We start from the raw sequence: 23,285 nt of genomic DNA on the forward strand, positions 1-23,285 counted from the left end.
AACAGAGCGAGGCACGCGCAAGCAATTTACTTTCACCATGAAAAAACGGCGCCAGAATTTCTTCTGACGCCGTTTTTAATTACGCTTCAACAGCCTGTGAAAGCTGTCGGACTGCTATGCCATTACGCTTCGCCGTCTGCACCGCCGAAAGTCTCGGTGGAGTGCGCTTCGGTTTCGGTCACACGCGCCTGACGCTCGGATTCCAACAGCGCTGCGCGCTCGTCGGCTTCCCATGCGTCTTTTTCCTTGCGTGCACGGTGGAACGCCAGACCAGTACCAGCCGGGATCAGACGACCAACGATGACGTTTTCCTTCAGACCGCGCAGGCCGTCCTTCTTGCCCATGATCGCCGCTTCGGTCAGGACACGTGTGGTCTCCTGGAACGATGCAGCCGAGATGAACGAGTCGGTCGACAGCGATGCCTTGGTAATACCCAGCAAAACGTTTTCGTACGTTGCAGGAATCTTGTTCTCTGCATTGACACGATCGTTTTCGTCCAGCAGTTCCGAACGTTCGACCTGTTCACCGGTGATGTAGTTGGTATCACCCGGATCCACCACTTGCACGCGACGCAGCATCTGACGCACGATGACTTCGATGTGCTTGTCGTTGATCTTCACGCCTTGCAAGCGATACACGTCCTGCACTTCGTCGACGATGTAACGCGCCAGCGCTTCGATACCCAACAGGCGCAGGATGTCTTGCGGATCGGCGGGACCGTCGACAATCATTTCGCCCTTGTTCACCACCTGGCCGTCATGCACCAGTACTTGCTTGTCCTTGGTGATCAGGAACTCATGCTTGGCACCGTCCATGTCTGTGATTTCCAGACGTTGCTTGCCCTTGGTTTCCTTACCGAACGCCACAGTACCTGTGACTTCAGCCAGCATACCTGCATCCTTCGGCGAACGTGCTTCGAACAGTTCGGCAACGCGTGGCAGACCACCGGTAATATCGCGCGTCTTTTGCGATTCAGTCGGGATACGCGCCAGCACTTCACCCACGTGGACTTGCTGACCGTCCTTGACGGTAATCAGCGCGCCAACCTGGAAGCCGATCGTCACTGCGTGTTCGGTACCGGCGATCTTGACTTCTTCGCCTTGCTCGTTGAGCAGCTTGACCTGCGGACGCAACACCTTGGCAGCGGACGAACCGCGGCGCTTGGCATCGATAACCACCAGTGTCGACAGACCGGTCACTTCGTCGATCTGTTTGGCAACGGTCGAACCTTCTTCGACGTTTTCGAACTTCACGGTACCGGTGTACTCGGTGATGATCGGACGTGTCAGCGGATCCCATGTTGCCAGTGCCGTACCGGCCTTGATGACCATGCCGTCCTTGACGATCAGGGTCGCACCGTACGGTACTTTATGACGCTCACGCTCACGGCCGAGGTCGTCGGTAATCAGCACTTCGCCCGAACGGGAAATGACGATCAGCTCGCCCTTGCCGTTGGTGACGTAACGCATTGTCGCTGTGAAGCGGATCGTACCGTTGGACTTGGCTTCCACCGACGAAGCAACTGCTGCACGCGATGCCGCACCACCGATGTGGAACGTACGCATGGTCAGCTGAGTACCTGGCTCACCGATCGACTGCGCAGCGATAACGCCGACTGCTTCGCCGCTGTTGACCAGCACGCCGCGGCCCAGATCGCGACCGTAGCACTTGGCGCACAGGCCGTAGCGCGTGTCGCAAGTCAGCGGAGTGCGAACCTTGACTTCATCGATGCCCAGACGTTCGACTTCTTCAACCGTATCTTCATCCATCAGCGTACCGGCTTCGTACAGCGTAGCCTGGGTTTCAGGATTGATGATGTCGGTAGCAGCAACACGGCCGAGGATACGGTCGCGCAGCGCTTCAATGACTTCACCGCCTTCAACCATCGCCTTCATGGACGCGCCGTTGGAGGTACCGCAATCATCTTCGATCACGACCAGATCCTGGGTCACATCGACCAGACGGCGTGTCAGGTAACCGGAGTTCGCAGTCTTCAGCGCCGTATCGGCCAGACCCTTACGGGCGCCGTGCGTCGAAATAAAGTACTGCAACACGTTCAGGCCTTCGCGGAAGTTCGCGGTAATCGGCGTTTCGATAATCGAACCGTCCGGTTTCGCCATCAGACCACGCATACCTGCCAGCTGACGAATCTGCGCTGCGGAACCGCGGGCGCCGGAGTCGGCCATCATGTAAATCGCGTTGAACGACTCTTGTGTACCCTTGGTGCCGTCGCGGCGAACCACGTCTTCGACCTTCAGCTGGTCCATCATCGCCTTGCCGACGTCGTCGCCGGCCTTGCCCCAGATGTCCACAACCTTGTTGTAGCGTTCGCCTGCAGTCACCAGACCGGACGAGTATTGCTGTTCGATCTGTTTGACTTCGCTTTCAGCGGTCGCAATGATGGTCGCCTTTTGTGGCGGCACCAGCATGTCGTCCACGCAGATCGAGATACCGGCGCGTGTCGCCAGGCGGAAGCCCGATTGCATCAGTTGGTCGGCGAACACAACGGTTGCGCGCAGACCGCACTTGCGGAACGACGTGTTGATCAGCTTCGAAATTTCCTTCTTCTTCAACGCACGGTTCAGCACGGAGAATGGCAGGCCCTTCGGCAGAATTTCCGACAGGATGGCGCGGCCGACGGTCGTTTCGTAACGCTTGACGGTACGAACGAATTCACCGGTGACCGGATCCTTTGGATTTTCAACGATACGCACGGTGACGCGGGTAGCCAGTTCGACTTCCTTGTTGTCGTACGCACGGATGACTTCCGAGACGTCCTGGAACAACATGCCTTCGTTCTTGGCGTTGATCGCTTCACGTGTCGCGTAGTACAGACCCAGCACGATATCTTGGGATGGCACGATCGACGGTTCGCCGTTCGATGGGAACAGGATGTTGTTCGACGCCAGCATCAGCGTACGCGCTTCCATCTGTGCTTCGATCGACAGTGGAACGTGAACCGCCATCTGGTCGCCGTCAAAGTCGGCGTTGAACGCGGCGCAAACCAGCGGATGCAGCTGGATCGCCTTACCTTCGATCAGGACCGGCTCAAACGCCTGGATACCCAGACGGTGCAGTGTCGGCGCGCGGTTCAGCATGACCGGATGTTCGCGGATCACGTCTTCCAGGATGTCCCAGACCACAGGCTCTTGAATTTCGACCAGCTTCTTGGCTGCCTTGATGGTCGTTGCCAGCCCCATCAGTTCCAGCTTGTTGAAAATGAAGGGCTTGAACAATTCCAACGCCATCAGCTTCGGCAGACCGCACTGATGCAGTTTGAGCTGCGGGCCCACCACGATGACGGAACGGCCGGAGTAGTCGACGCGCTTACCGAGCAAGTTTTGACGGAAACGGCCGCCCTTACCCTTGATCATTTCAGCCAGCGACTTCAGCGGACGCTTGTTGGCGCCGGTCATCGCCTTACCGCGACGGCCGTTGTCCAGCAGCGAGTCAACCGCTTCTTGCAGCATGCGCTTTTCGTTGCGCGTGATGATTTCCGGAGCGCGCAATTCCATCAGGCGCTTCAGGCGGTTGTTACGGTTGATGACGCGACGATACAAATCGTTCAGATCGGAAGTCGCAAAGCGACCGCCGTCCAGCGGAACCAGTGGGCGTAATTCCGGTGGCAGCACCGGCAGCACTTCCATGATCATCCAGTCAGGCTTGATGCCCGAACGCTGGAACGCTTCCAGAACCTTCAGACGCTTGGCGTATTTCTTGATCTTGGCTTCGGACTTCGATTCTTTCAGTTCCACGCGCAGGGTTTCTGCATCGCGGTCGATGTCGATCGAGCGCAACAGTTCACGGATGCCTTCGGCGCCCATGAATGCGGTGAAGTCGTCGCCGTACTCTTCGTACTTGGCGGCGTAGTCGTCTTCCGACATGATCTGGCACTTCTTCAGCGGAGTCATGCCTGGATCGGTCACGACGTAGGCTTCGAAGTACAGCACGCGTTCGATATCGCGCAGGGTCATGTCGAGAACCATACCCAGACGCGACGGCAGCGATTTCAGGAACCAGATGTGTGCAGTTGGCGAAGCCAGTTCGATGTGACCCATGCGCTCACGGCGCACTTTGGCCAGCGTGACTTCAACGCCGCATTTTTCGCAGATAACGCCGCGGTGCTTCAGGCGCTTGTACTTGCCGCAGAGGCATTCGTAGTCTTTGATCGGGCCAAAGATCTTGGCGCAGAACAGACCGTCGCGCTCAGGCTTGAAGGTACGGTAGTTGATGGTTTCCGGCTTTTTGACTTCGCCGTAGGACCACGAACGGATTTTTTCCGGGGACGCCAGACCAATTTTGATCGCGTCGAATTGTTCGTTTTGCTGAACTTGCTTGAATAGATCGAGCAGTGCTTTCATGTATCACTCCAGGTTGGCGTGAGAACGCTAGGTAATGCTATGTATATCGAGACGGCCGCACCACAATCTGCACACACCCTGTTCGCACCTGCGGGAGAGCCGTGGCTTGCGCCGGGTTCCGCATGTACCGGGACAGACTTGGTCGTCCTTGACTGCTTACAATTGCTTGTAGCTGCTTGCTGAACTGCTTTATTGCTTTACTTTACTGCGTTGCCGCCGTTGCTTCCGACGACAGGGTCAAACCATGAAACAGGGCAAGACGGCCACGCCGCCTTGCCCTTGAGGACATCAGTCGCGTTCGAGATCGATGTCGATACCGAGCGAACGGATTTCCTTGACCAGCACGTTGAAGGACTCCGGCATGCCGGCGTCAATCACGTGATCGCCCTTGACCAGGTTTTCATAAACCTTGGTACGGCCGTTCACGTCATCGGACTTCACGGTCAGCATTTCCTGCAGCACATACGATGCGCCGTAGGCTTCCAGTGCCCAGACTTCCATTTCACCGAAGCGTTGACCGCCGAACTGTGCCTTACCGCCCAGAGGCTGCTGCGTAACCAGCGAGTAAGGACCGGTCGAACGTGCATGCATCTTGTCATCCACCAAGTGATGCAGCTTCAGGTAATGCATGTAGCCGACTGTTACGGTGCGCTCGAAAGCTTCGCCGGTACGGCCGTCATACATGGTGACCTGATTCTTCGACGGGGTCATGCCCAGTTGCTTGGCAATGTGATCCGGGTAGGCCAGATCCAGCATGCGGCGTGTTTCGTCTTCGTGCGCACCGTCAAACACCGGTGTAGCGAACGGAACACCCTTCTTCAGGTTGGCTGCCAGCTCCAGGATCTCGTGATCGGTGAACTCGTCGAGCGCTTCCTTCTTGCCCGATTCGTTGTAGATCGTGGTCAGGAACTTGCGCAGTTCAGCGATCTGCACCTGTGCGTTCAGCATTTCGCCGATACGCAGGCCCAGACCCTTGGCTGCCCAGCCCAGATGGACTTCCAACACCTGACCGACGTTCATACGCGATGGCACGCCCAGCGGATTGAGCACGATGTCTGCTGGAGTACCGTCGGCCATGTGGGGCATATCTTCGATCGGCAGAATGCGCGAAACCACACCCTTGTTACCGTGACGACCCGCCATCTTGTCGCCTGGTTGCAGGCGGCGCTTCACGGCCAGATAAACCTTGACCATCTTTTGCACGCCTGGCGGCAGTTCGTCGCCTTGTGTCAGCTTCTTGCGCTTTTCTTCAAACGCCAGATCGAACTGGTGACGCTTCTCGGCGATCGATTCCTTGATCGCTTCCAGCGCTGTCGCCATGTCGTCATCCGCAGGGCGGATGTCGAACCAATGGTACTTGTCCAGATCGTCCAGGTAAGCCTTGTCCAGCTTGGTGCCCTTGACCAGTTTCTTCGGGCCGCCGTTGGCGACCTTGCCGATCAACATCTTTTCCAGACGCTGGAAGGCATCGCCTTCAACGATACGCAGCTGATCGTTCAGGTCCAGGCGATAGCGCTTGAGCTCATCATCGATGATCTGTTGTGCGCGCTTGTCGCGTTGGATGCCTTCGCGGGTGAACACTTGCACGTCGATGACGGTGCCGACCATGCCCGAAGGCACGCGCAGCGAGGTGTCCTTAACGTCCGAAGCTTTCTCGCCGAAGATCGCGCGCAGCAGCTTTTCTTCTGGTGTCAGCTGGGTTTCGCCCTTTGGCGTCACCTTACCGACCAGCGTATCGCCGGCTTCGACTTCAGCACCGATGTAGGTGATGCCGGACTCGTCCAGACGTGCCAGTTGGTTTTCAGCCAGGTTCGAAATATCGCGGGTGATTTCTTCCGCGCCGAGCTTGGTGTCGCGAGCAACAACCGACAACTCTTCGATGTGAATCGAGGTGTAGCGGTCATCCGCCACAACTTTTTCGGAGATCAGGATCGAATCTTCGAAGTTGTAGCCGTTCCATGGCATAAACGCCACCAGCATGTTCTGACCCAGAGCCAGTTCGCCCAGGTCGGTCGATGCGCCGTCGGCGATCACGTCATGCTTGGCAACACGGTCACCAACCTTGACGATAGGACGCTGGTTGATGTTGGTGTTCTGGTTCGAACGTGTGTACTTGATCAGGTTGTAGATGTCGACGCCGACTTCACCAGCCTGTGCTTCTTCATCGTTCACACGAATCACCACACGGCCTGCATCGACGTAATCGACGATACCGCCACGCAACGCTTGCACGGTCGTACCGGAGTCAACTGCAACGGTACGCTCGATACCGGTACCGACCAGCGGTTTTTCCGGACGCAAGCAAGGCACAGCCTGACGTTGCATGTTGGCGCCCATCAGTGCGCGGTTCGCATCATCGTGCTCGAGGAACGGAATCAGCGACGCCGCCACCGACACGACCTGGCCTGGGGCCACGTCCATGTACTGAACGCGCTCTGGCGAGACGAGAATGGTTTCGCCGGCTTCACGCGCAGAGACCAGCTCATCGGACAGCTTCAGCGAAGCGTCGATGGTCGCATTCGCCTGAGCGATGATGTAGCGGCCTTCTTCGATTGCCGACAGGTAGTCGATCTGGTTGGTGACCTTGCTGCCTTCGACCTTGCGATAGGGGGTTTCCAGGAAACCGTATTCGTTCAGACGGGCATACAGCGCCAGCGAGTTGATCAGACCGATGTTCGGGCCTTCAGGCGTTTCGATCGGGCACACGCGGCCGTAGTGGGTCGGGTGCACGTCACGAACTTCAAAACCGGCGCGTTCGCGTGTCAGACCACCAGGTCCCAGGGCGGATACACGGCGTTTGTGCGTGATTTCCGACAGCGGATTGGTTTGATCCATAAACTGCGACAACTGCGACGAACCGAAGAATTCGCGGATCGCGGCCGAGATCGGCTTGGAGTTGATCAGGTCGTGCGGCATCAGGTTGTCCGCTTCGGCTTGGCCGAGGCGTTCCTTGACGGCGCGCTCAACGCGAACCAGACCGGCACGGAATTGATTTTCCGCCAGTTCACCGACGCAACGGACGCGACGGTTACCCAAGTGATCGATGTCATCGACTTCGCCGCGGCCATTGCGCAACTCAACCAGAATCTTGATCACAGCCAGGATGTCTTCGTTCGACAGCGTCATGGCGCCAGTCAGTTCATCACGGCCGATACGGCGGTTGAACTTCATGCGGCCGACAGCCGACAAGTCGTAACGGTCTTCGCTGTAGAACAGGCCGTTGAACAGCGCTTCCACCGAATCTTCGGTTGGCGGTTCGCCAGGACGCATCATGCGGTAGATTGCCACGCGCGCAGCGGTTTGATCCGCTGTGTCGTCGGTACGCAATGTTTGCGAGATGTAGCCGCCTTGATCCAGATCGTTGGTGTACAGCGTCTGGATCGCGTCGATGTCGGCTTCGCGCAAGCGAGCCAGCAATTCTTCGGTCAGCTCGTCGTTGGCCGAGGCAATGACTTCACCAGTGTCGCCGTCGACGATGTTCTTCGCCAATACGCGGCCCAGCAGGTAGTCTTCCGGCACGGAAATTTGCTTGATGCCGGCAGCTTCGATGTCGCGCACGTGCTTGGCGTTGATACGCTTGTCTTTCGCGACCAGCGGCTTGCCGGACTTGTCGAGAATGTCGAAACGCGCAACTTCACCACGCAGACGTTCGGAGACGAACTCCATCTCTGCGCCTTCAGCGTGCAGCGTGAAATTATCGAACACGAAGAAGTTCGCCAAGATCTGCTCGGATGTCATGCCGATTGCTTTGAGCAGGATCGTCACAGGCATCTTGCGGCGACGGTCGACGCGGAAGAACAGGATGTCCTTCGGATCGAATTCGAAGTCGAGCCACGAACCGCGGTAAGGAATAATACGTGCGGAGAACAGCAGCTTGCCGGACGAGTGCGTCTTGCCGCGGTCATGTTCAAAGAACACGCCAGGCGAACGGTGCAGCTGCGACACGATGACGCGCTCGGTACCGTTGATGACGAACGAACCAGTGGTCGTCATGAGCGGCAATTCGCCCATGTAGACTTCTTGTTCCTTCATTTCCTTGACGACTGGCTTGGTTGGCGATTCCTTATCCAGAATCACCAGACGCACCTTGGCACGCAGCGGCGACGCGAACGTCAGGCCACGTTGTTGGCATTCCTTGACGTCGAACGGCGGTGCGCCCAACACATAGGAGAGAAACTCGAGACGCGCAAAACCATTGTGCGAAACGATAGGAAAAATCGATGTAAAGGCCGATTGCAGACCTTCGTTCTTACGTTGGGACGCTGTTTTGTCCGTCTGCAAGAATGTCTGGTATGACTCGATCTGAGTCGCTAGCAGGAACGGAACGTTGTGGACGTTAGCGCGTTTCGCAAAGGATTTACGAATACGCTTCTTCTCAGTAAATGAGTAGTGCATGGACACTCCGTGAGTGACAGGAAGGATAGAGAGTTCAGGACTCGCCCGGATTGCTTATTACCTTGTTGCCGCGATCCGTTAGCAGCGAAACCTCAAGTCTCAGCCCTTCAGTCTTGGTCTGGCGCCACCTCTTATTTAGCTAAAACTAGCCGCAAAACAAGAAATTGCTAACCACTAAACATACAAAATTTCGAAACGACAAAGGAGCCAAAGCCGAATCCTTTTTTCAAAGGACTCTGCACTTTGACTCCGGTGGAACGATACGCCGGCAAACCGGCGAATATTCCAGCTCAAGTAGCAATTACTTGAGTTCTGCTTTCGCGCCAGCTTCTTCCAGCTTCTTCTTGGCTGCTTCAGCGTCTGCCTTAGCGATGCCTTCTTTAACTGGCTTCGGTGCGCCGTCAACCAGATCTTTAGCTTCTTTCAAGCCCAGACCGGTGATTTCGCGAACTGCCTTAATAACGCCAACCTTGTTCGCGCCAACTTCAGCCAGAACAACGGTGAACTCTGTTTGCTCTTCAGCAGCAGCGGCGCCAGCGCCACCACCAGCAGGACCAGCGACAGCCATAGCTGCTGCGGAAACGCCAAACTTTTCTTCGAATGCCTTCACCAGGTCATTCAATTCCAACACGGTCAAGGCGCCTACGGCTTCCAAGATATCGTCTTTGCTAATTGCCATTTGAAACTCCTAATTTATTTCGGTAATAACATCTAATCGGTACTGACGCAGAGGCCAAAGTTCTTATGAACAGCTGCCGCATCGCTGCGGCAAGCATTCTTAAGCTGCTTCGGCTTCTTTCTTGGCTGCCAGAGCAGCCAGACCACGCGCAAAACCAGCGACCGGAACCTGCATCATGCCCAGCAATTGGGCCAGCAGAACTTCGCGGGATGGGATATTTGCCAATGCAGTAACAGCAGCCTTATCCAACGGCTTACCTGCATAGTTACCTGCCTTGACGACCAGTTTGTCGTTGGTTTTAGCAAAGTCAGAGATGACTTTAGCTGCAGCAACGGCATCTTCCGAGATCGAATAGATCAACGGGCCGGTCATTTCAGAAGCGAGGTCAGCAAACGCGGAACCTTCAACGGCACGACGTGCGAGTGTGTTTTTCAACACGCGCAGGTACACGCCTTGGTCACGCGCTTTGGCGCGCAGTTGCGTCAAGTGACCAACCTGGATGCCACGGTATTCAGCCACGACGATAGTCTGTGCAGTTGCTACTTTTGCAGCGACTTCGGCGACAACGGCCTTTTTGTCATTCAGATTGAGACTCAAGATCAACCTCCAAAAATGATGCTTGGCGACGACACAGGCGAAAAACCTGCTTGCCTTACATCGGTTCGAACACGGCGTCCGACGTTAGGAGTTCATTGCAACGTTTCGAAAACCTGAAACGCTGTGTGAGACTGCAAAACTTGTTCGGGGTCACCATCTGCGCTGGGTAATCAAAAACAGAGGTTTTTGACGTTTTAACTTTGTGCCTGCCTGCTGCACGCCGCCCAACGGTCTTTGATTGCCTGAAGCACTTCACAATTGCAAAATGCTCCAGCCCAAAGATGCGCCTCGCTTCCATCAGGAAACGAGGACTTGATTCTTTACTTAAGCTGCCAGAGTGGCTTGATCCACGCGGACGCCAGCGCCCATGGTGGACGACAGCGAAACCTTGCGCAGGTAAACACCCTTGCTGGTTGCTGGCTTGGCCTTGTTCAGCGCATCGATCAGCGCAACCAGATTGGACTTCAAATCTGCATCGCTGAACGACTTACGACCGATAGTGGCGTGAATAATGCCGGCCTTGTCGGTACGGTATTGCACTTGACCAGCCTTGGCATTCTTGACCGCAGTAGCGACGTCAGGAGTAACCGTGCCAACCTTCGGGTTAGGCATCAGGCCACGTGGGCCCAGGATTTGACCCAAGGTACCGACGATACGCATTGTGTCAGGCGAAGCGATGACGATGTCGAAAGGCATGTTACCGGCTTTGACTTGCTCAGCCAGATCTTCCATACCAACGACGTCTGCACCAGCTGCCTTGGCTTGCTCGGCCTTTTCGCCCGAAGCAAACACAGCCACGCGAACGGTCTTGCCTGTACCAGCCGGCAGAACCACGGAACCGCGAACCACTTGGTCCGACTTCTTCGCATCAACGCCCAGTTGGACGGACACGTCGATCGATTCGTTGAACTTCGCTGTTGCGAATTCTTTGACCAGCGCCAGTGCGTTATCGAAAGGATAAGCCTTGGTGCGATCGATCTTGCCTTCTTGCGCCTTAGCGCGTTTTGTCAACTTAGCCATTACAGACCCTCCACCGTGATGCCCATGGAACGTGCCGAACCAGCGATGGTGCGCACAGCCGCTTCCAGATCAGCAGCGGTAAGATCCGGCTTCTTCTGGGTAGCGATTTCTTCCGCTTGTTTACGAGTGATCTTGCCAACCTTGTCTGTATGCGGCTTGGCAGAACCCTTTTGAATACCGGCAGCCTTCTTGATCAGAATAGTTGCTGGAGGAGTCTTCATCACGAATGTGAAAGACTTGTCCGCAAATGCAGTGATCACGACTGGAATTGGCAGACCTGGCTCAACGCCTTGAGTCTGGGCATTAAATGCCTTACAGAATTCCATGATGTTCAGACCGCGCTGACCCAGCGCCGGGCCGATCGGAGGGGATGGATTTGCTTTACCAGCTGGCACTTGCAGCTTGATAAAACCGATGATTTTCTTTGCCATGATGGCTCCTACGTTGATTGAGTGTTAGCGCCTTTTCGGCATCTTGCGATACGGTACTAAGGCTCCTCTGCTACTTGCCGGATTTGATGAAATTCGCATTTCGCCGCGCTCCTGCGGGCGCTTGATGGGGGTAATGCTTAAACTTTTTCGACCTGGCCGAACTCAAGCTCAACCGGTGTTGCACGACCGAAAATAGTGACCGATACGCGCACACGGGATTTTTCGTAATTCACTTCTTCCACGTTGCCGTTGAAATCGGTAAAAGGACCATCCTTGATGCGAACCATTTCGCCCACTTCGTACAGCACTTTTGGACGCGGTTTTTCGATACCGTCTTGCATTTGCTGCATGATCTTGTCGACTTCATGCGGCGGAATCGGTGTCGGACGATTCGACTTGCCACCAATGAAACCGGTTACTTTGCTGGTGTTCTTTACCAGATGCCAGGTTTCGTCCGTCATTTCCATTTCGACCAGGACATAGCCCGGGAAGAAACGACGCTCGGTTACCGACTTGTGACCGTTCTTGACATCAACCACTTCTTCCGTCGGCACCAGAATCTGGCCGAACTGTTCTTCCATGCCGGCGCGGACAATGCGCTCGGTCAGTGCACGCTGCACACTCTTTTCCATGCCGGAGTAGGCATGCACAACGTACCAGCGCTTTTTACCAGCGCTTGAAACGCTTTGCGCACCAATCGGTGCGCTGTCTTGTGTGCTATCGCTCATTTTTATTTCCAGCCCAAAATTACGTCATACAACAGGAATTCGAGCAACTTGTCCGTACCCCACAAGAAGATTGCCATGATCAGCACGAAGGCGAAAACGATCGCCGTGATCTGCATTGCTTCTTTACGAGTAGGCCAGACAACTTTTTTGGTTTCACGTACTGATTCTTTGGCGAAGCCGACAAAGCCGCGACCTTGCGCCGATGTCCAGGCAAAACCAACTGCCACCAGCAAACCTGCGACCAAAGCCAGTGCACGCACAGCTGTAGCTTGACCCGACAACACGAAAAAACCGACCACGCCGGCAAGAACCGCTACGATTGCGAGTGCAACCTTGAGCTTGTCGCTTGATGCGCTGACGGTTTGTACAGGCTGGTTAGACATTTATTTACTTTCAGTACCCTACACACCTGAATCGGTGGCAGGGGCGGAGGGCATCGAACCCCCAACCTCCGGTTTTGGAGACCGGCGCTCTGCCAATTGAGCTACACCCCTACGTTCAAAACACTTGCCTGAAGAACCTGGCCAGCTAATTTAATGCTTGCCGCTCAGACATCAACGCCGCGAGACGGGAGCTTCCCGAATCGCGGCGATTGCTACTCTTTTTATTACGCGTCAGGCAGGATCTTGGCAACAACACCTGCGCCGACGGTACGGCCGCCTTCGCGGATCGCGAAACGCAGACCTTCTTCCATCGCGATCGGGTTGATCAGCATCACGGTGATCGACACGTTATCGCCTGGCATAACCATTTCCTTGTCCTTCGGCAACTCGATCGAGCCAGTCACGTCCGTTGTACGGAAGTAGAACTGTGGACGATAGTTGTTGAAGAACGGAGTATGACGGCCGCCTTCGTCTTTCGACAGAACATAGATCTCGCCTGTGAAGTGCTTGTGTGGCTTGATCGAACCTGGCTTGGCCAGAACCTGGCCACGCTCCACGTCTTCACGCTTGGTGCCGCGCAGCAGCACGCCAACGTTGTCGCCTGCCTGACCTTGATCCAGCAGCTTGCGGAACATTTCGACGCCAGTACAAACGGTGTCTTGTGTATCACGGATACCAACGATTTGCAGGGCTTCGCCAACCTTGACGATACCGCGCTCAACGCGACCGGTCACAACGGTACCGCGGCCGGAGATCGAGAACACGTCTTCCACTGGCAGCAGGAAGGCGCCGTCAACAGCACGTTCCGGTGTCGGGATGTAGCTGTCCAGTGCTTCGGCCAGTGCCATGATGGCTTGCTCGCCCAATGGGCCAGTGTCGCCTTCCAGAGCCAGCTTCGCCGAACCCTTGATGATTGGCAGGTCGTCGCCTGGGAATTCGTACTTGGTCAACAGCTCGCGCACTTCCATTTCGACCAGTTCCAGCAGCTCTTCATCATCCACCATGTCAGCCTTGTTCAGGAACACGATGATGTAAGGAACGCCAACTTGACGCGACAGCAGGATGTGTTCGCGTGTTTGTGGCATTGGGCCGTCTGCTGCGGAGCAAACCAGGATCGCGCCGTCCATCTGCGCTGCGCCGGTAATCATGTTCTTCACATAGTCGGCGTGGCCTGGGCAGTCAACGTGAGCGTAGTGACGGTTGGCTGTTTCGTATTCGACGTGGGCTGTATTGATGGTGATGCCGCGTGCCTTTTCTTCTGGCGCCGCATCAATTTGATCGTAGGCCTTCGCTTCGCCGCCGAATTTCTTCGACAACACGGTTGCGATTGCTGCTGTCAGCGTGGTCTTGCCGTGGTCAACGTGACCAATCGTACCAACGTTCACGTGCGGCTTGGTCCGCTCGAATTTGCCTTTTGCCATCTTAGACTCCTAACGATTGATGAGAATGTTCAGGCAACGCGCCCGATCGACTTGCTGACTTTGAAGCGCTAATTGCTGTAACAACAACTGCAATACAACTGGTGCCCTTGACGTGGATTGAACACGTGGCCTCTCCCTTACCAAGGGAGTGCTCTACCACTGAGCTACAAGGGCTTACCTGCCAATTGCGCCAACAACCAAACGACGCAACCGGACAAAACTTGGAGCGGGTGAAGGGAATCGAACCCTCGTCATAAGCTTGGAAGGCTTCAGCTCTACCATTGAGCTACACCCGCGAGGAACTACATCGAACTACCTATCACTTCACAGCCGCAACAACTTGCAAACTGACCCCAAAATGGTGGAGAGGGCTGGATTCGAACCAGCGTACTCGTAAGAGGGCAGATTTACAGTCTGCTGCCATTAACCACTCGGCCACCTCTCCGCGTAGGGAACTCAAAACTATAGGCGAACACTTATCCCTTGTCAACTAAAATACGAGAAGAGATGCATTATTTTTTCTTTGACGCCCTTAGTTTCCCGAAATCACGTCATTGGCGCGACGCCCGACTTGATTCCAGGGCGCAATTCTAACCAGCATCACCATTCCCGGCAACGCCAGGATGAAGCACAGGATAAAAAAGTTGAACCAGCCGAGATCGGCCACGATGTAACCGACCGATGAATTGACGAAGGTCCGCGGCACGGCGGCGAGGCTCGTGAACAACGCAAACTGCGTCGCCGTATAGCGAGGATCGGTTTCGCGCATGATGTAGGCAACGAATGCCGCTGTGCCCAAACCCACGCCAAACGCTTCAAAGCCGATCACCAAGGCCAGCACCAGCGTATCGGCTCCGGCCTGCGCCAACCAGGCAAAGCCCAGAATGGCGACGGCCTGGATCACGCCGAATACCCACAGGGCCTTGTTGATGCCCAGGCGAATCATCCAGACGCCGCCGACAATTCCGCCCACCACGCTGGCCCACAGACTGGTTGTCTTGGAGACAACGCCGATCTGCGTCATCGAAAAGCCGAGATCGATGTAGAACTTGGTTGCCAGCGCGGTTGCCATGCTGTCGCCCAACTTGTACAGAAAGATGAATCCCAGCACCCACAACGCCGAACTCCAGCCGTCGCGCGTGACGAATTCCTGAAACGGCATGACCACGGCCTCGCGCAGGCTTTTTGGCGGCGAACCGTAGACCTTCGGTTCTTTCACCAGCAAGGTACAGATCAAGCCAGGCAGCATGAACGCCGCAGTAATCCAGAACACACTTTGCCAGGCCATCAGATCCGCCAGCACCAGCGACAACGCGCCGGGCACCATGCCGGACAGCTTGTAAGCGTTGACGTGGATGGCGCTGCCCAGGCCAAGCTCTTCTTCCGGCAGGATTTCGCGGCGGAAGGCGTCGATGACGATATCCTGGCTGGCGGAAAGAAATGCCACCACCGATGCCATGAAGGCGATGGTGCCGACCTGCGTGTGCGGATTGAGCATCCCCATGCCGCCAATACCGAAAAACAGCGCGATCTGGGTGAAGAACATCCACCCGCGACGACGCCCCATCTTGCCGAAGTGAAAGCGATCCATCAGCGGCGACCAGAGAAACTTCCAGGTATAGGGAAACATCACTAGCGCGAACAGACCGAGCGCCTTGACGTTCAACCCCGATTTCGCCAGCCACGCTTGGAGCAAGCTCAACAGAATGAACAACGGCAGCCCCGACGAGAAGCCCAGAAACACACAAATCAGCATGCGACGATTGAGATAGCTATGCCAGGAAATCGGGGATGAGGTCATAAAGAAGCAATGAGGGGCAATTGAATGGTGCGCACGGCAAGACGCCGGCGCTCCGCTCATGATGCGTAGACATCCATGAGCGGAGGCGTTTGCGGAGTATAAGGAATTTGTCGGCGCCGGTCTGTTTTTCCGGCGCACCGGCCAGATACGGCTACTTCTTTTTCAAACGGAAGACAGCGAGGCTGCCGCGCCAGTTAGGCAAAAACGTGACCGGCTTGCCGTCATGCAGCGCCACGCATTCGAGCACCTCCAGGCCGACTTCATTGGCCAGCTCTTCAAAGTCCTTGATGGTGGCACAACGCAAGTTGGGTGTGTCGTACCACTCGTAAGGCAGCGACTTCGACACCGGCATGCGTCCGCGCAGCAGTGCCACGCGGTGAGTCCAGTAAGCAAAGTTGGGGAAAGATACGGTCGCCTCGCGTCCGACACGGGCGATTTCTCGCAAAATACCTTCGACATCCTTGACCATCTGCAGCGCCGACAGGCATAGCACGGTATCAAAAGCATTGTCCTCGAACATCGCCAGGCCGCCTTCCAGATCCTGCTGGATCACGGAAACGTTGCGCGCCACACATTCAGGGATGCGTGCGTCATCAATCTCGATGCCGTAACCGCTGCAAGCCTTGTCGGTCTGCAGATAGTCGAGCATCACGCCATCGCCGCAACCGACGTCCAGTACTTGTGAACCCGCGCGGATCCAGTGAGCAATGAAGGCAAGGTCGGGGCGCAATACGCTCAGTTCGGGGAAATTCATGCGCACTCCTCCAAGGCGATTTCAGCCCACACGCGTTGATAGTATTCGCGCAGCAATGTCATGTAGCGTTCGTCCTCGAGCAGGAAAGCGTCATGACCATGCGGCGCGTCGATTTCTGCGTAGGTCACGCGGCGCTTGTTGCTCACCAGCGCCTGCACCATTTCGCGGCTGCGCTCAGGCGAAAAACGCCAGTCGGTCGTGAATGAGGCCAGCAGAAACTGCGCCTTGGTATTGGCAAAAGCCTTGGCCAGATCGCCACCGAAATCCTTGGCAGGATCAAAATAGTCGAGCGCCTTGGTGATCAGCAAATACGTATTCGCGTCGAAGTAGGTCGAAAATTTGTCGCCCTGATACCGCAAGTAGGATTCGATTTCAAAATCAATGCCGAAGCCGAATTGATATTCACCGGAACGCAGATCACGGCCGAATTTTTCGGCCATGTCATCGTCGGATAAATACGTGATATGCCCTACCATGCGCGCTACGCGCAAGCCGTTTTTCGGCACCACGCCATGCGCGTAGAAATCGCCGCCGTGGTAGTCGGGATCAGTCAGGATCGCCTGACGCGCAACGTCATTGAAGGCAATATTCTGGGCCGACAATTTCGGCGTGGAAGCGATGACGATACAGTGCCGCAAACGATCGGGAAACATCATGCTCCAGGCTACCGCCTGCATGCCGCCGAGCGAACCGCCCATGACCGCAGCAAACTGCACGATGCCCAGCTGATCGGCCAGGCGCGCCTGCGCATTGACCCAGTCCTCCACCGTCACCACGGGAAAACTCGCACCGTACGGCTTGCCGGTTGCCGGATTGGTATGCATCGGGCCGGTCGAACCGAAACAGGAACCGAGGTTGTTGACGCCGATGACGAAAAACTTGTCGGTATCGAGCGACTTGCCCGGCCCGACCATGTTGTCCCACCAGCCGACATTGTCCGGATCGTCGGCGTAGACGCCGGCAACGTGATGCGAAGCGTTGAGCGCATGGCACACCAACACGGCATTGGACTTGTCGGCATTGAGCGTGCCGTAGGTTTCATACATCAGCATGTAGTCGGCAAGCGACGTCCCGTTCTTGAGCGGCAAAGGCTCGGGAAAATGCATGATTTGCGGCGATACGATTCCGATCGACATGGGCTCTCTTTGTAATCTCACAGTTAAACCATCCACAGACAAAACCATGGATTAAAAACAAAAAAGCCCGGAAGCTTGCGCTCGCGGGCTAAATAATGGGCTTGTCTGTTACTGCTCCAAGCTCGCTTTAGCCGTATTTAGATGGAACCTGGGTTCCGGCGCCCGCAAGCTGAGGTTTGGATAAACCATTCAAATCGGCGCAGTGGTGTAAGAATAACCAAGTCGAGGCATGCCGTCAAACCACGATCGACGGCATGCCATTACAACAACTCAGCGACGGCGCGCGGCCGTCGCCTTGATCTCCGGTTCAGCGTTGAGCGTGCGCAACTGCGCCATGGCGGCTTCGATCACGGACGGCTCGGTGGCTTTCAACACCTTCTTGACCTGAGGCTCCAGCAAGGTCAGATCGCTGTTGAGGATTTCCTGCTTGACCGACAGCAATTGCGACGGATGCATGGAAAATTCCAGCAGCCCCATCCCCAGCAACAAACGCGTCCACTTCACGTCGCCCGCCATTTCACCGCAGACGGCGACAGGAATGCCCGCCTTGCGCCCCATCGCGATTACGCTCGACAGGAGAAACAATACCGCCGGATGCAGCGGATCGTAGAGATGCGCCACTTCATGATCGACCCGGTCGATCGCCAGCGTGTACTGAATCAGATCGTTGGTGCCGATGGACAGAAAGTCGAGGCGTTTGATGAAAATCGGCAAGGCCAGCGCGGCAGCCGGGATTTCGATCATGGCGCCGACCTCGATGTCTTCGTCGAATTTTTGCTTGCGCTGACGCAACTGTTCCTTGGCTTGCTCGATCAGGGCCAGCGTCTGATCCACCTCGAAGGCATGCGCCATCATCGGAATCAGCAGCTTGATCGGACCGAAAGCGGAAGCGCGCAAGATCGCCCGCAACTGCGTCAAGAACATCTGCGGCTCGCTCAGGCAATAGCGAATGGCACGCAAACCCAGAGCAGGATTCAACGCCGTTTGTTCATCTTCGTCCAACGGTTTGTCGGCACCGACGTCGAGCGTACGGATCGTGACCGGGCGCCCTTTCATCGACACTACCGTCTGGCAATACGACTCGAATTGTTCGTCTTCGGTAGGGAATTTTTCCAGATGGCCGGCACGCCCCATGAACAGAAATTCGGAGCGGAACAAGCCGACGCCGTTCGCACCTGCTTCCAGTGCCGGGGCGCTGTCGGTGGGCAATTCAATGTTGGCCAGCAAGGTAATTTCGGTGCCGTCCTGCGTAATGGCGGGTGTCTTCTTGAGGCGGCCGAGCTTCTTGCGGTCGCGCAGCATGCGCTCCTGACGTGCGCGGTATTGCGCAAGCACCAGCGGCGACGGGTTGACGATGGTCACGCCGGCGTCGCCGTCGATGATCAGGACGTCATCCTGCTTGACCAGCGCCGAGGCGTTGTTCATGCCGACGGCGGCGGGAATATCAAGACTGCGGGCAACAATCGCCGTATGCGAGTTCTGGCCGCCCAGGTCGGTGACAAAACCACCGAAAGCACCGTCGCGGAACTGCAGCATGTCGGCAGGCGAAATATCGTGCGCCACGACGATGATGCTGGCGGTAGCGCCATCGCCGCCTTCGGTCGGCGGCAGATTGATTGCGCTGCCGGTAAGCACTTTGAGCACGCGATCGCCGACTTGCTGGATGTCGGCCTTGCGTTCGCGCAGGTAAGGATCCTCGATCTCATCGAACTGCGCCGATAACCCATCGATTTGCGTTACCAGCGCCCATTCGGCGTTGTAGTAGCGATGACGGATGATATTGAGCGGCACCTCAGCCAGCATCGGGTCGGACAGGATCAGCGCATGTACGTCGATGAAGGCGCCCAATTCCGGCGGCGCTTCTTTCGGCAGTTCGCTGCGGATGGTCTGCAGCTCCTGATGAACGGCGGCGATGGCGTTTTTGAGGCGCAGGACTTCCGCCTCGACCTGATCGTCGGGAATGAGGTAATGCTTGACGTCGAGAGCGGCAGGGGCAAGCAGATGCGCGCGGCCGATCGCGATGCCTTTTGAAACTGGGATACCGTGTAAGGTAAAAGATGCCATCGCGTTTGTCTCCTGCGTTATTTATTATGCCTTGATATAAATCATGATCGCGGTAGCTCTCAAAACCTTACCGGACAACGCCATGTTTGGCAATCATGCGGAAAAACAAGTGGGAAACAAACAGGAAAAATTCGATATTTACGACTGATTTTGGACGACTATGAGGATGACAGGATGAATGAGGGCCCAAGATGGCCGTCGTCGCCTGCAATGCCTTACTGACCTTCGCCGAAACGATCGTTGATCAGCGCTTCCAGTGCGGTAAAACAATCCTGCTCGTCGTCGCCTTCGGTTTCCAGCAAGACCTTGCTGCCCTTGCCCGCTGCCAGCATCATCACGCCCATGATGGATTTGGCGTTGACGCGGCGCTTGTTGAAGGTCATCCAGACTTCACACTTGTATTTGGACGCCAGTTGCGTGAGCTTGGCCGAGGCGCGTGCATGCAGACCGAGCTTGTTGATGATCTCAAGTTCTTTTTGAATCATGGGAGTTCTTTCTTTGTTCTTGTCGAATTGGGCCAAACGCTGTCACGCGCTATATCGCTATATTGCCAGCCTTCTTATTGGGAGGAAACACGAACGCGGTTATCCACCCGCACGGCGCCGCTCTGACCGCCGGCGAGCGCCATTTCCATGACGACGTCGAGCGTATCGTTGCGATACGTCAACGCGCGCAGCAGCATCGGCAGGCTGATGCCGGCAATGACTTCGACGTTGTCGATGGCGCACAGATAACCGGTGCAGTTGGAAGGCGTACCGCCCATGACGTCGGTGATCACCAGCACGCCGCTGCCGTCGTCGAGACGACGCACGGCTTCCGCTGCGAGCTTTTGTACTTCTGCCGGGTTTTGATCGGCGATGACGTCAATGGCTTCGATGCGCTCGGGCAAACCACGGAATACGTGCGTTGCCGCCGCGATGAAAGCCTGACCCAGCGGGGCATGCGTGAGAAGAAGGATACCGACCATGAATTTCTACTTGCTATATGTACGTTGCCAGACCGGGCGCCGGGTTGATTGCTTCAGCTGCCTGCGACGGCGGTTTCCAGCGCATCGACGAACATGGCGGCAACATCGAAGCCGCTTTGCTGCGTGATTTCCTGGAAACAAGTCGGACTGGTGACATTGATTTCTGTTAAATAATTGCCAATAGCGTCCAATCCTACCAGCAACAACCCCCGCTGCGCCAAAATCGGCGCCAGTGCTTCAGCAATCTCCAATTCGCGCGGCGAAATAGGCTGCGCAACGCCGAGACCGCCGGCCGCCAGATTGCCGCGCACTTCTCCGCCTTGCGGAATGCGCGCCAAAACATGCGGCACCACTTTACCGCCAATCAGCAAAATGCGCTTGTCGCCCTTCGAAATTTCCGGGATGAAACGTTGCGCCATGATCGTCCGGTTGCCGTTGTCGGTCAGGGTTTCGATGACTGAACCGAGATTCATGCCATCCTGGCCGATACGGAAAATGCCCATGCCGCCCATGCCGTCGAGCGGCTTCAGGATCACGTCCTTGTGTTCGGCGTGGAATGCCCGCAGCCGCTTGGCGTCGCGTGTGACCAGCGTCGGCGCGGTGTATTGCGGAAATTGTGCAATCGCCAACTTTTCATTGTGGCTGCGAATCGCTTCGGGCTTGTTGAAGACGCGTGCGCCCTGCTTCTCCGCCAGCTCCAGCAGGTATGTGGTGTAGATGTATTCCATGTCGAACGGTGGATCCTTGCGGATCACGATGGCGTCGAACTCGGACAGGAAAGTCGACGCCGGCGCGTCGGCGCGGTACCAGTCGTCGGCATCGCCGGTCAGCGTGATTTTTGCCACGTTCGCAGTCACCAGACCGCTTTCGAGCACGATGTCGGTCTGCTCGAAGGCATAGATGGCGTGACCGCGCCTGGCGGCTTCGCGCATCATGGCGAAGGTCGAGTCCTTGTAGGTCTTGAAGGTGTCGAGCGGATCGGCGAGGAAAGCGATTTTCATGAAATATCCGTCAAAAATGTCGGCAAATAAGATTAATAGACTTCCGGATTCGGATCGGTCTTTTCCATTTCCAGCGACGCCGCCAGCAGCGCCAGGCGCGCTACGACACCATACATATAGAAGCGATTCGGCGCCGCGGTGCCGGGTTTGGCTTGCAGATCCGGCAAAGCATGCTGTTGCTGGAAGGCCAAGGGCACGAAGTGTGCGCCGGGCGCATTCAGGTTTTCGTTGACGTCGCGATCGGCATGCACGCGGTAGAAACCGCCGACCACGTAACGGTCGATCATGTAGACCACCGGCTCGGCCACGGCTTCGTTGATGCGTTCAAAAGAATGCACGCCTTCCTGAATGATCAGTTCACTGACTTCCAGCCCTTCCTTGCCGACCACCATCTTGCTGCGCTGCTTGCGGTTGAAATCCTTGACTTCGCTGGCGTCCTTGACGGTCATGATACCCATGCCGTAGGTGCCGGCGTTGGCCTTGACGATCACGAAGGGTTGTTCCTTGATGCCGTATTCCTTGTACTTCTTCCGGATTTTCGACAACAGGCTGCTGACGTTGTCGGCCAGGCAATCGGAGCCGGCGTCTTCCTGCAGATTCAGCTCGCCGCACTTGGCGAACAGAGGATTCAACATCCATGGGTCAACGTCGACCAGCTTGGAGAATTTCTTGACGACGTCGTCGTAGGCGGAAAAGTGATTGCTCTTGCGGCGCACAGCCCAGCCGGCGTGCAGCGGCGGCAAGACGTTTTGCTCGTCGAGGTTTTCCAGCACCGACGGAATTCCGATCGACAGGTCGTTATTCAAGAGGACGGTACAGGGGTCGAAATTTTTCAACCCGAGGCGGCGGCCGTTCTTGGAGCGCTCCAACGGCTCCAGCGTGATGCTGGTGCCGTCCGGCAAGTCGATCTGCTTCGGCTTCTTGATGTCTTCCAGCGTACCGAGGCGCACATTGAGGCCGGTCTGGCGGAAGATCTGCATCAGCCGCGCGACGTTTTGCAGATAAAAACTGTTGCGTGTGTGATTTTCAGGAATCAGCAGCAGGTTCTTGGCATCCGGGCAATATTTTTCAATGGCGGCCATGGCGGCCTGCACGGCCAGCGGCAGCATTTCCGGCGACAAATTATTAAAGCCGCCCGGGAACAGGTTGGTGTCTACCGGCGCCAGCTTGAAGCCGGCGTTGCGCAAGTCGACCGAGCAATAGAACGGCGGCGTGTGCTCTTGCCATTCCATACGGAACCAGCGCTCGATCGCGGGGGTAGCGCCCAGGATTTTCTTTTCGAGGTCCAGAAGCGGACCATTGAGGGCGGTGACAAGATGCGGAACCATAAAAGACCTTCTGCGCGTGCTGGGGCGATGGAGACGAATAGCGGTCGGGGATCGATAACAAAACCGACAGGAACCGGCCATTTTAGCGGGATTCTTGCTATTGCGTCGTTAGCCTTCCGGCAATATCTGGTGGAGAGGTCATTTACGTGGTGGCGTTGTCGTTTTTTTAAAGCCCCATAAAAAAAGCGCCCGGACCGAAGGTCGCGGACGCTTCTGAAG

Annotated in this window: 17 protein-coding genes and 4 tRNA genes; all 21 read right to left on the bottom strand. The window is 56.2% G+C overall.

Annotation, left to right across the window (positions count from 1 at the left end; all coding sequences use genetic code 11):
- Positions 1–122: 122 nt before the first annotated feature.
- Positions 123–4,361: a DNA-directed RNA polymerase subunit beta' gene (gene rpoC, locus hmeg3_RS22900; RefSeq protein ID WP_094565771.1), complete on the bottom strand. Its 4,239-nt coding sequence runs from the start codon at positions 4,359–4,361 to the stop codon at positions 123–125.
- A 288-nt stretch (positions 4,362–4,649) separates the two neighbouring features.
- Entirely contained in the window at positions 4,650–8,756 is a 4,107-nt protein-coding gene (rpoB, locus tag hmeg3_RS22905; RefSeq protein WP_094565772.1) for a DNA-directed RNA polymerase subunit beta, read from the bottom strand.
- A 301-nt stretch (positions 8,757–9,057) separates the two neighbouring features.
- Positions 9,058–9,435, bottom strand: a complete 378-nt coding sequence (rplL, locus tag hmeg3_RS22910; RefSeq protein ID WP_007875269.1) for a 50S ribosomal protein L7/L12 — start codon at positions 9,433–9,435, stop codon at positions 9,058–9,060.
- 99 nt (positions 9,436–9,534) lie between these two features.
- A complete protein-coding gene (gene rplJ, locus hmeg3_RS22915; protein WP_094565773.1) occupies positions 9,535–10,032 on the bottom strand; it encodes a 50S ribosomal protein L10 in 498 nt (165 codons plus the stop codon).
- Positions 10,033–10,356: 324 nt separating this feature from the next.
- Complete coding sequence (gene rplA / locus hmeg3_RS22920; protein WP_007875266.1) at positions 10,357–11,052, bottom strand: 50S ribosomal protein L1; 696 nt, start codon at positions 11,050–11,052, stop codon at positions 10,357–10,359.
- Entirely contained in the window at positions 11,052–11,483 is a 432-nt protein-coding gene (gene rplK / locus hmeg3_RS22925; protein WP_007875265.1) for a 50S ribosomal protein L11, read from the bottom strand. Before rplK ends, rplA begins: the two co-directional genes overlap by 1 nt.
- A 137-nt stretch (positions 11,484–11,620) precedes the next feature.
- Positions 11,621–12,211 carry a transcription termination/antitermination protein NusG gene (nusG, locus tag hmeg3_RS22930; protein ID WP_094565774.1) on the bottom strand — a complete coding sequence of 197 codons (591 nt, stop codon included), beginning with the start codon at positions 12,209–12,211 and terminating at the stop codon, positions 11,621–11,623.
- 2 nt (positions 12,212–12,213) lie between these two features.
- Positions 12,214–12,594, bottom strand: coding sequence for a preprotein translocase subunit SecE (secE, locus tag hmeg3_RS22935; RefSeq protein WP_094565775.1), 381 nt, complete (start codon positions 12,592–12,594; stop codon positions 12,214–12,216).
- Between the two features lie 35 nt (positions 12,595–12,629).
- Positions 12,630–12,705: transfer RNA gene (locus hmeg3_RS22940), tRNA-Trp, on the bottom strand.
- Between the two features lie 113 nt (positions 12,706–12,818).
- Positions 12,819–14,015: an elongation factor Tu gene (gene tuf / locus hmeg3_RS22945; protein WP_094565776.1), complete on the bottom strand. Its 1,197-nt coding sequence runs from the start codon at positions 14,013–14,015 to the stop codon at positions 12,819–12,821.
- A 99-nt stretch (positions 14,016–14,114) separates the two neighbouring features.
- Positions 14,115–14,189 (bottom strand) — tRNA-Thr (locus hmeg3_RS22950).
- Between the two features lie 48 nt (positions 14,190–14,237).
- Positions 14,238–14,311, bottom strand: a tRNA-Gly gene (locus hmeg3_RS22955).
- A 63-nt stretch (positions 14,312–14,374) separates the two neighbouring features.
- Positions 14,375–14,460: transfer RNA gene (locus tag hmeg3_RS22960), tRNA-Tyr, on the bottom strand.
- 87 nt (positions 14,461–14,547) lie between these two features.
- Positions 14,548–15,816 (bottom strand): AmpG family muropeptide MFS transporter, encoded by a 1,269-nt coding sequence (locus hmeg3_RS22965; protein ID WP_094565777.1) that lies wholly within the window; start codon positions 15,814–15,816, stop codon positions 14,548–14,550.
- A gap of 151 nt (positions 15,817–15,967) precedes the next feature.
- Positions 15,968–16,570, bottom strand: coding sequence for a methionine biosynthesis protein MetW (gene metW, locus hmeg3_RS22970; protein WP_094565778.1), 603 nt, complete (start codon positions 16,568–16,570; stop codon positions 15,968–15,970).
- On the bottom strand, positions 16,567–17,706 hold the full coding sequence (locus tag hmeg3_RS22975) for a homoserine O-acetyltransferase (RefSeq protein ID WP_094565779.1): 1,140 nt from the start codon (positions 17,704–17,706) through the stop codon (positions 16,567–16,569). Before hmeg3_RS22975 ends, metW begins: the two co-directional genes overlap by 4 nt.
- A gap of 270 nt (positions 17,707–17,976) precedes the next feature.
- On the bottom strand, positions 17,977–19,770 hold the full coding sequence (gene ptsP / locus hmeg3_RS22980; RefSeq protein WP_094565780.1) for a phosphoenolpyruvate--protein phosphotransferase: 1,794 nt from the start codon (positions 19,768–19,770) through the stop codon (positions 17,977–17,979).
- A 215-nt stretch (positions 19,771–19,985) separates the two neighbouring features.
- Positions 19,986–20,255 carry an HPr family phosphocarrier protein gene (locus hmeg3_RS22985; RefSeq protein ID WP_050478380.1) on the bottom strand — a complete coding sequence of 90 codons (270 nt, stop codon included), beginning with the start codon at positions 20,253–20,255 and terminating at the stop codon, positions 19,986–19,988.
- 74 nt (positions 20,256–20,329) lie between these two features.
- Positions 20,330–20,737: a PTS sugar transporter subunit IIA gene (locus tag hmeg3_RS22990; RefSeq protein ID WP_050478379.1), complete on the bottom strand. Its 408-nt coding sequence runs from the start codon at positions 20,735–20,737 to the stop codon at positions 20,330–20,332.
- 53 nt (positions 20,738–20,790) lie between these two features.
- On the bottom strand, positions 20,791–21,738 hold the full coding sequence (gene gshB, locus hmeg3_RS22995) for a glutathione synthase (RefSeq protein WP_094565781.1): 948 nt from the start codon (positions 21,736–21,738) through the stop codon (positions 20,791–20,793).
- 32 nt (positions 21,739–21,770) lie between these two features.
- Positions 21,771–23,066, bottom strand: a complete 1,296-nt coding sequence (gene gshA, locus hmeg3_RS23000) for a glutamate--cysteine ligase (RefSeq protein WP_094565782.1) — start codon at positions 23,064–23,066, stop codon at positions 21,771–21,773.
- Positions 23,067–23,285: the final 219 nt, after the last annotated feature.

It is taken from the genome of Herbaspirillum sp. meg3, from assembly GCF_002257565.1.
Taxonomy (GTDB): domain Bacteria; phylum Pseudomonadota; class Gammaproteobacteria; order Burkholderiales; family Burkholderiaceae_D; genus Herbaspirillum.

Coding starts and splice junctions, on each gene's coding strand:
- rpoC (WP_094565771.1), bottom strand. CDS start 4,361: ATGAAAGCACTGCTCGATCTATTCAAGCAAGTTCAGCAAAACGAACAA.
- rpoB (WP_094565772.1), bottom strand. CDS start 8,756: ATGCACTACTCATTTACTGAGAAGAAGCGTATTCGTAAATCCTTTGCG.
- rplL (WP_007875269.1), bottom strand. CDS start 9,435: ATGGCAATTAGCAAAGACGATATCTTGGAAGCCGTAGGCGCCTTGACC.
- rplA (WP_007875266.1), bottom strand. CDS start 11,052: ATGGCTAAGTTGACAAAACGCGCTAAGGCGCAAGAAGGCAAGATCGAT.
- rplK (WP_007875265.1), bottom strand. CDS start 11,483: ATGGCAAAGAAAATCATCGGTTTTATCAAGCTGCAAGTGCCAGCTGGT.
- nusG (WP_094565774.1), bottom strand. CDS start 12,211: ATGAGCGATAGCACACAAGACAGCGCACCGATTGGTGCGCAAAGCGTT.
- secE (WP_094565775.1), bottom strand. CDS start 12,594: ATGTCTAACCAGCCTGTACAAACCGTCAGCGCATCAAGCGACAAGCTC.
- tuf (WP_094565776.1), bottom strand. CDS start 14,015: ATGGCAAAAGGCAAATTCGAGCGGACCAAGCCGCACGTGAACGTTGGT.
- hmeg3_RS22965 (WP_094565777.1), bottom strand. CDS start 15,816: ATGACCTCATCCCCGATTTCCTGGCATAGCTATCTCAATCGTCGCATG.
- metW (WP_094565778.1), bottom strand. CDS start 16,570: ATGAATTTCCCCGAACTGAGCGTATTGCGCCCCGACCTTGCCTTCATT.
- hmeg3_RS22975 (WP_094565779.1), bottom strand. CDS start 17,706: ATGTCGATCGGAATCGTATCGCCGCAAATCATGCATTTTCCCGAGCCT.
- ptsP (WP_094565780.1), bottom strand. CDS start 19,770: ATGGCATCTTTTACCTTACACGGTATCCCAGTTTCAAAAGGCATCGCG.
- hmeg3_RS22985 (WP_050478380.1), bottom strand. CDS start 20,255: ATGATTCAAAAAGAACTTGAGATCATCAACAAGCTCGGTCTGCATGCA.
- hmeg3_RS22990 (WP_050478379.1), bottom strand. CDS start 20,737: ATGGTCGGTATCCTTCTTCTCACGCATGCCCCGCTGGGTCAGGCTTTC.
- gshB (WP_094565781.1), bottom strand. CDS start 21,738: ATGAAAATCGCTTTCCTCGCCGATCCGCTCGACACCTTCAAGACCTAC.
- gshA (WP_094565782.1), bottom strand. CDS start 23,066: ATGGTTCCGCATCTTGTCACCGCCCTCAATGGTCCGCTTCTGGACCTC.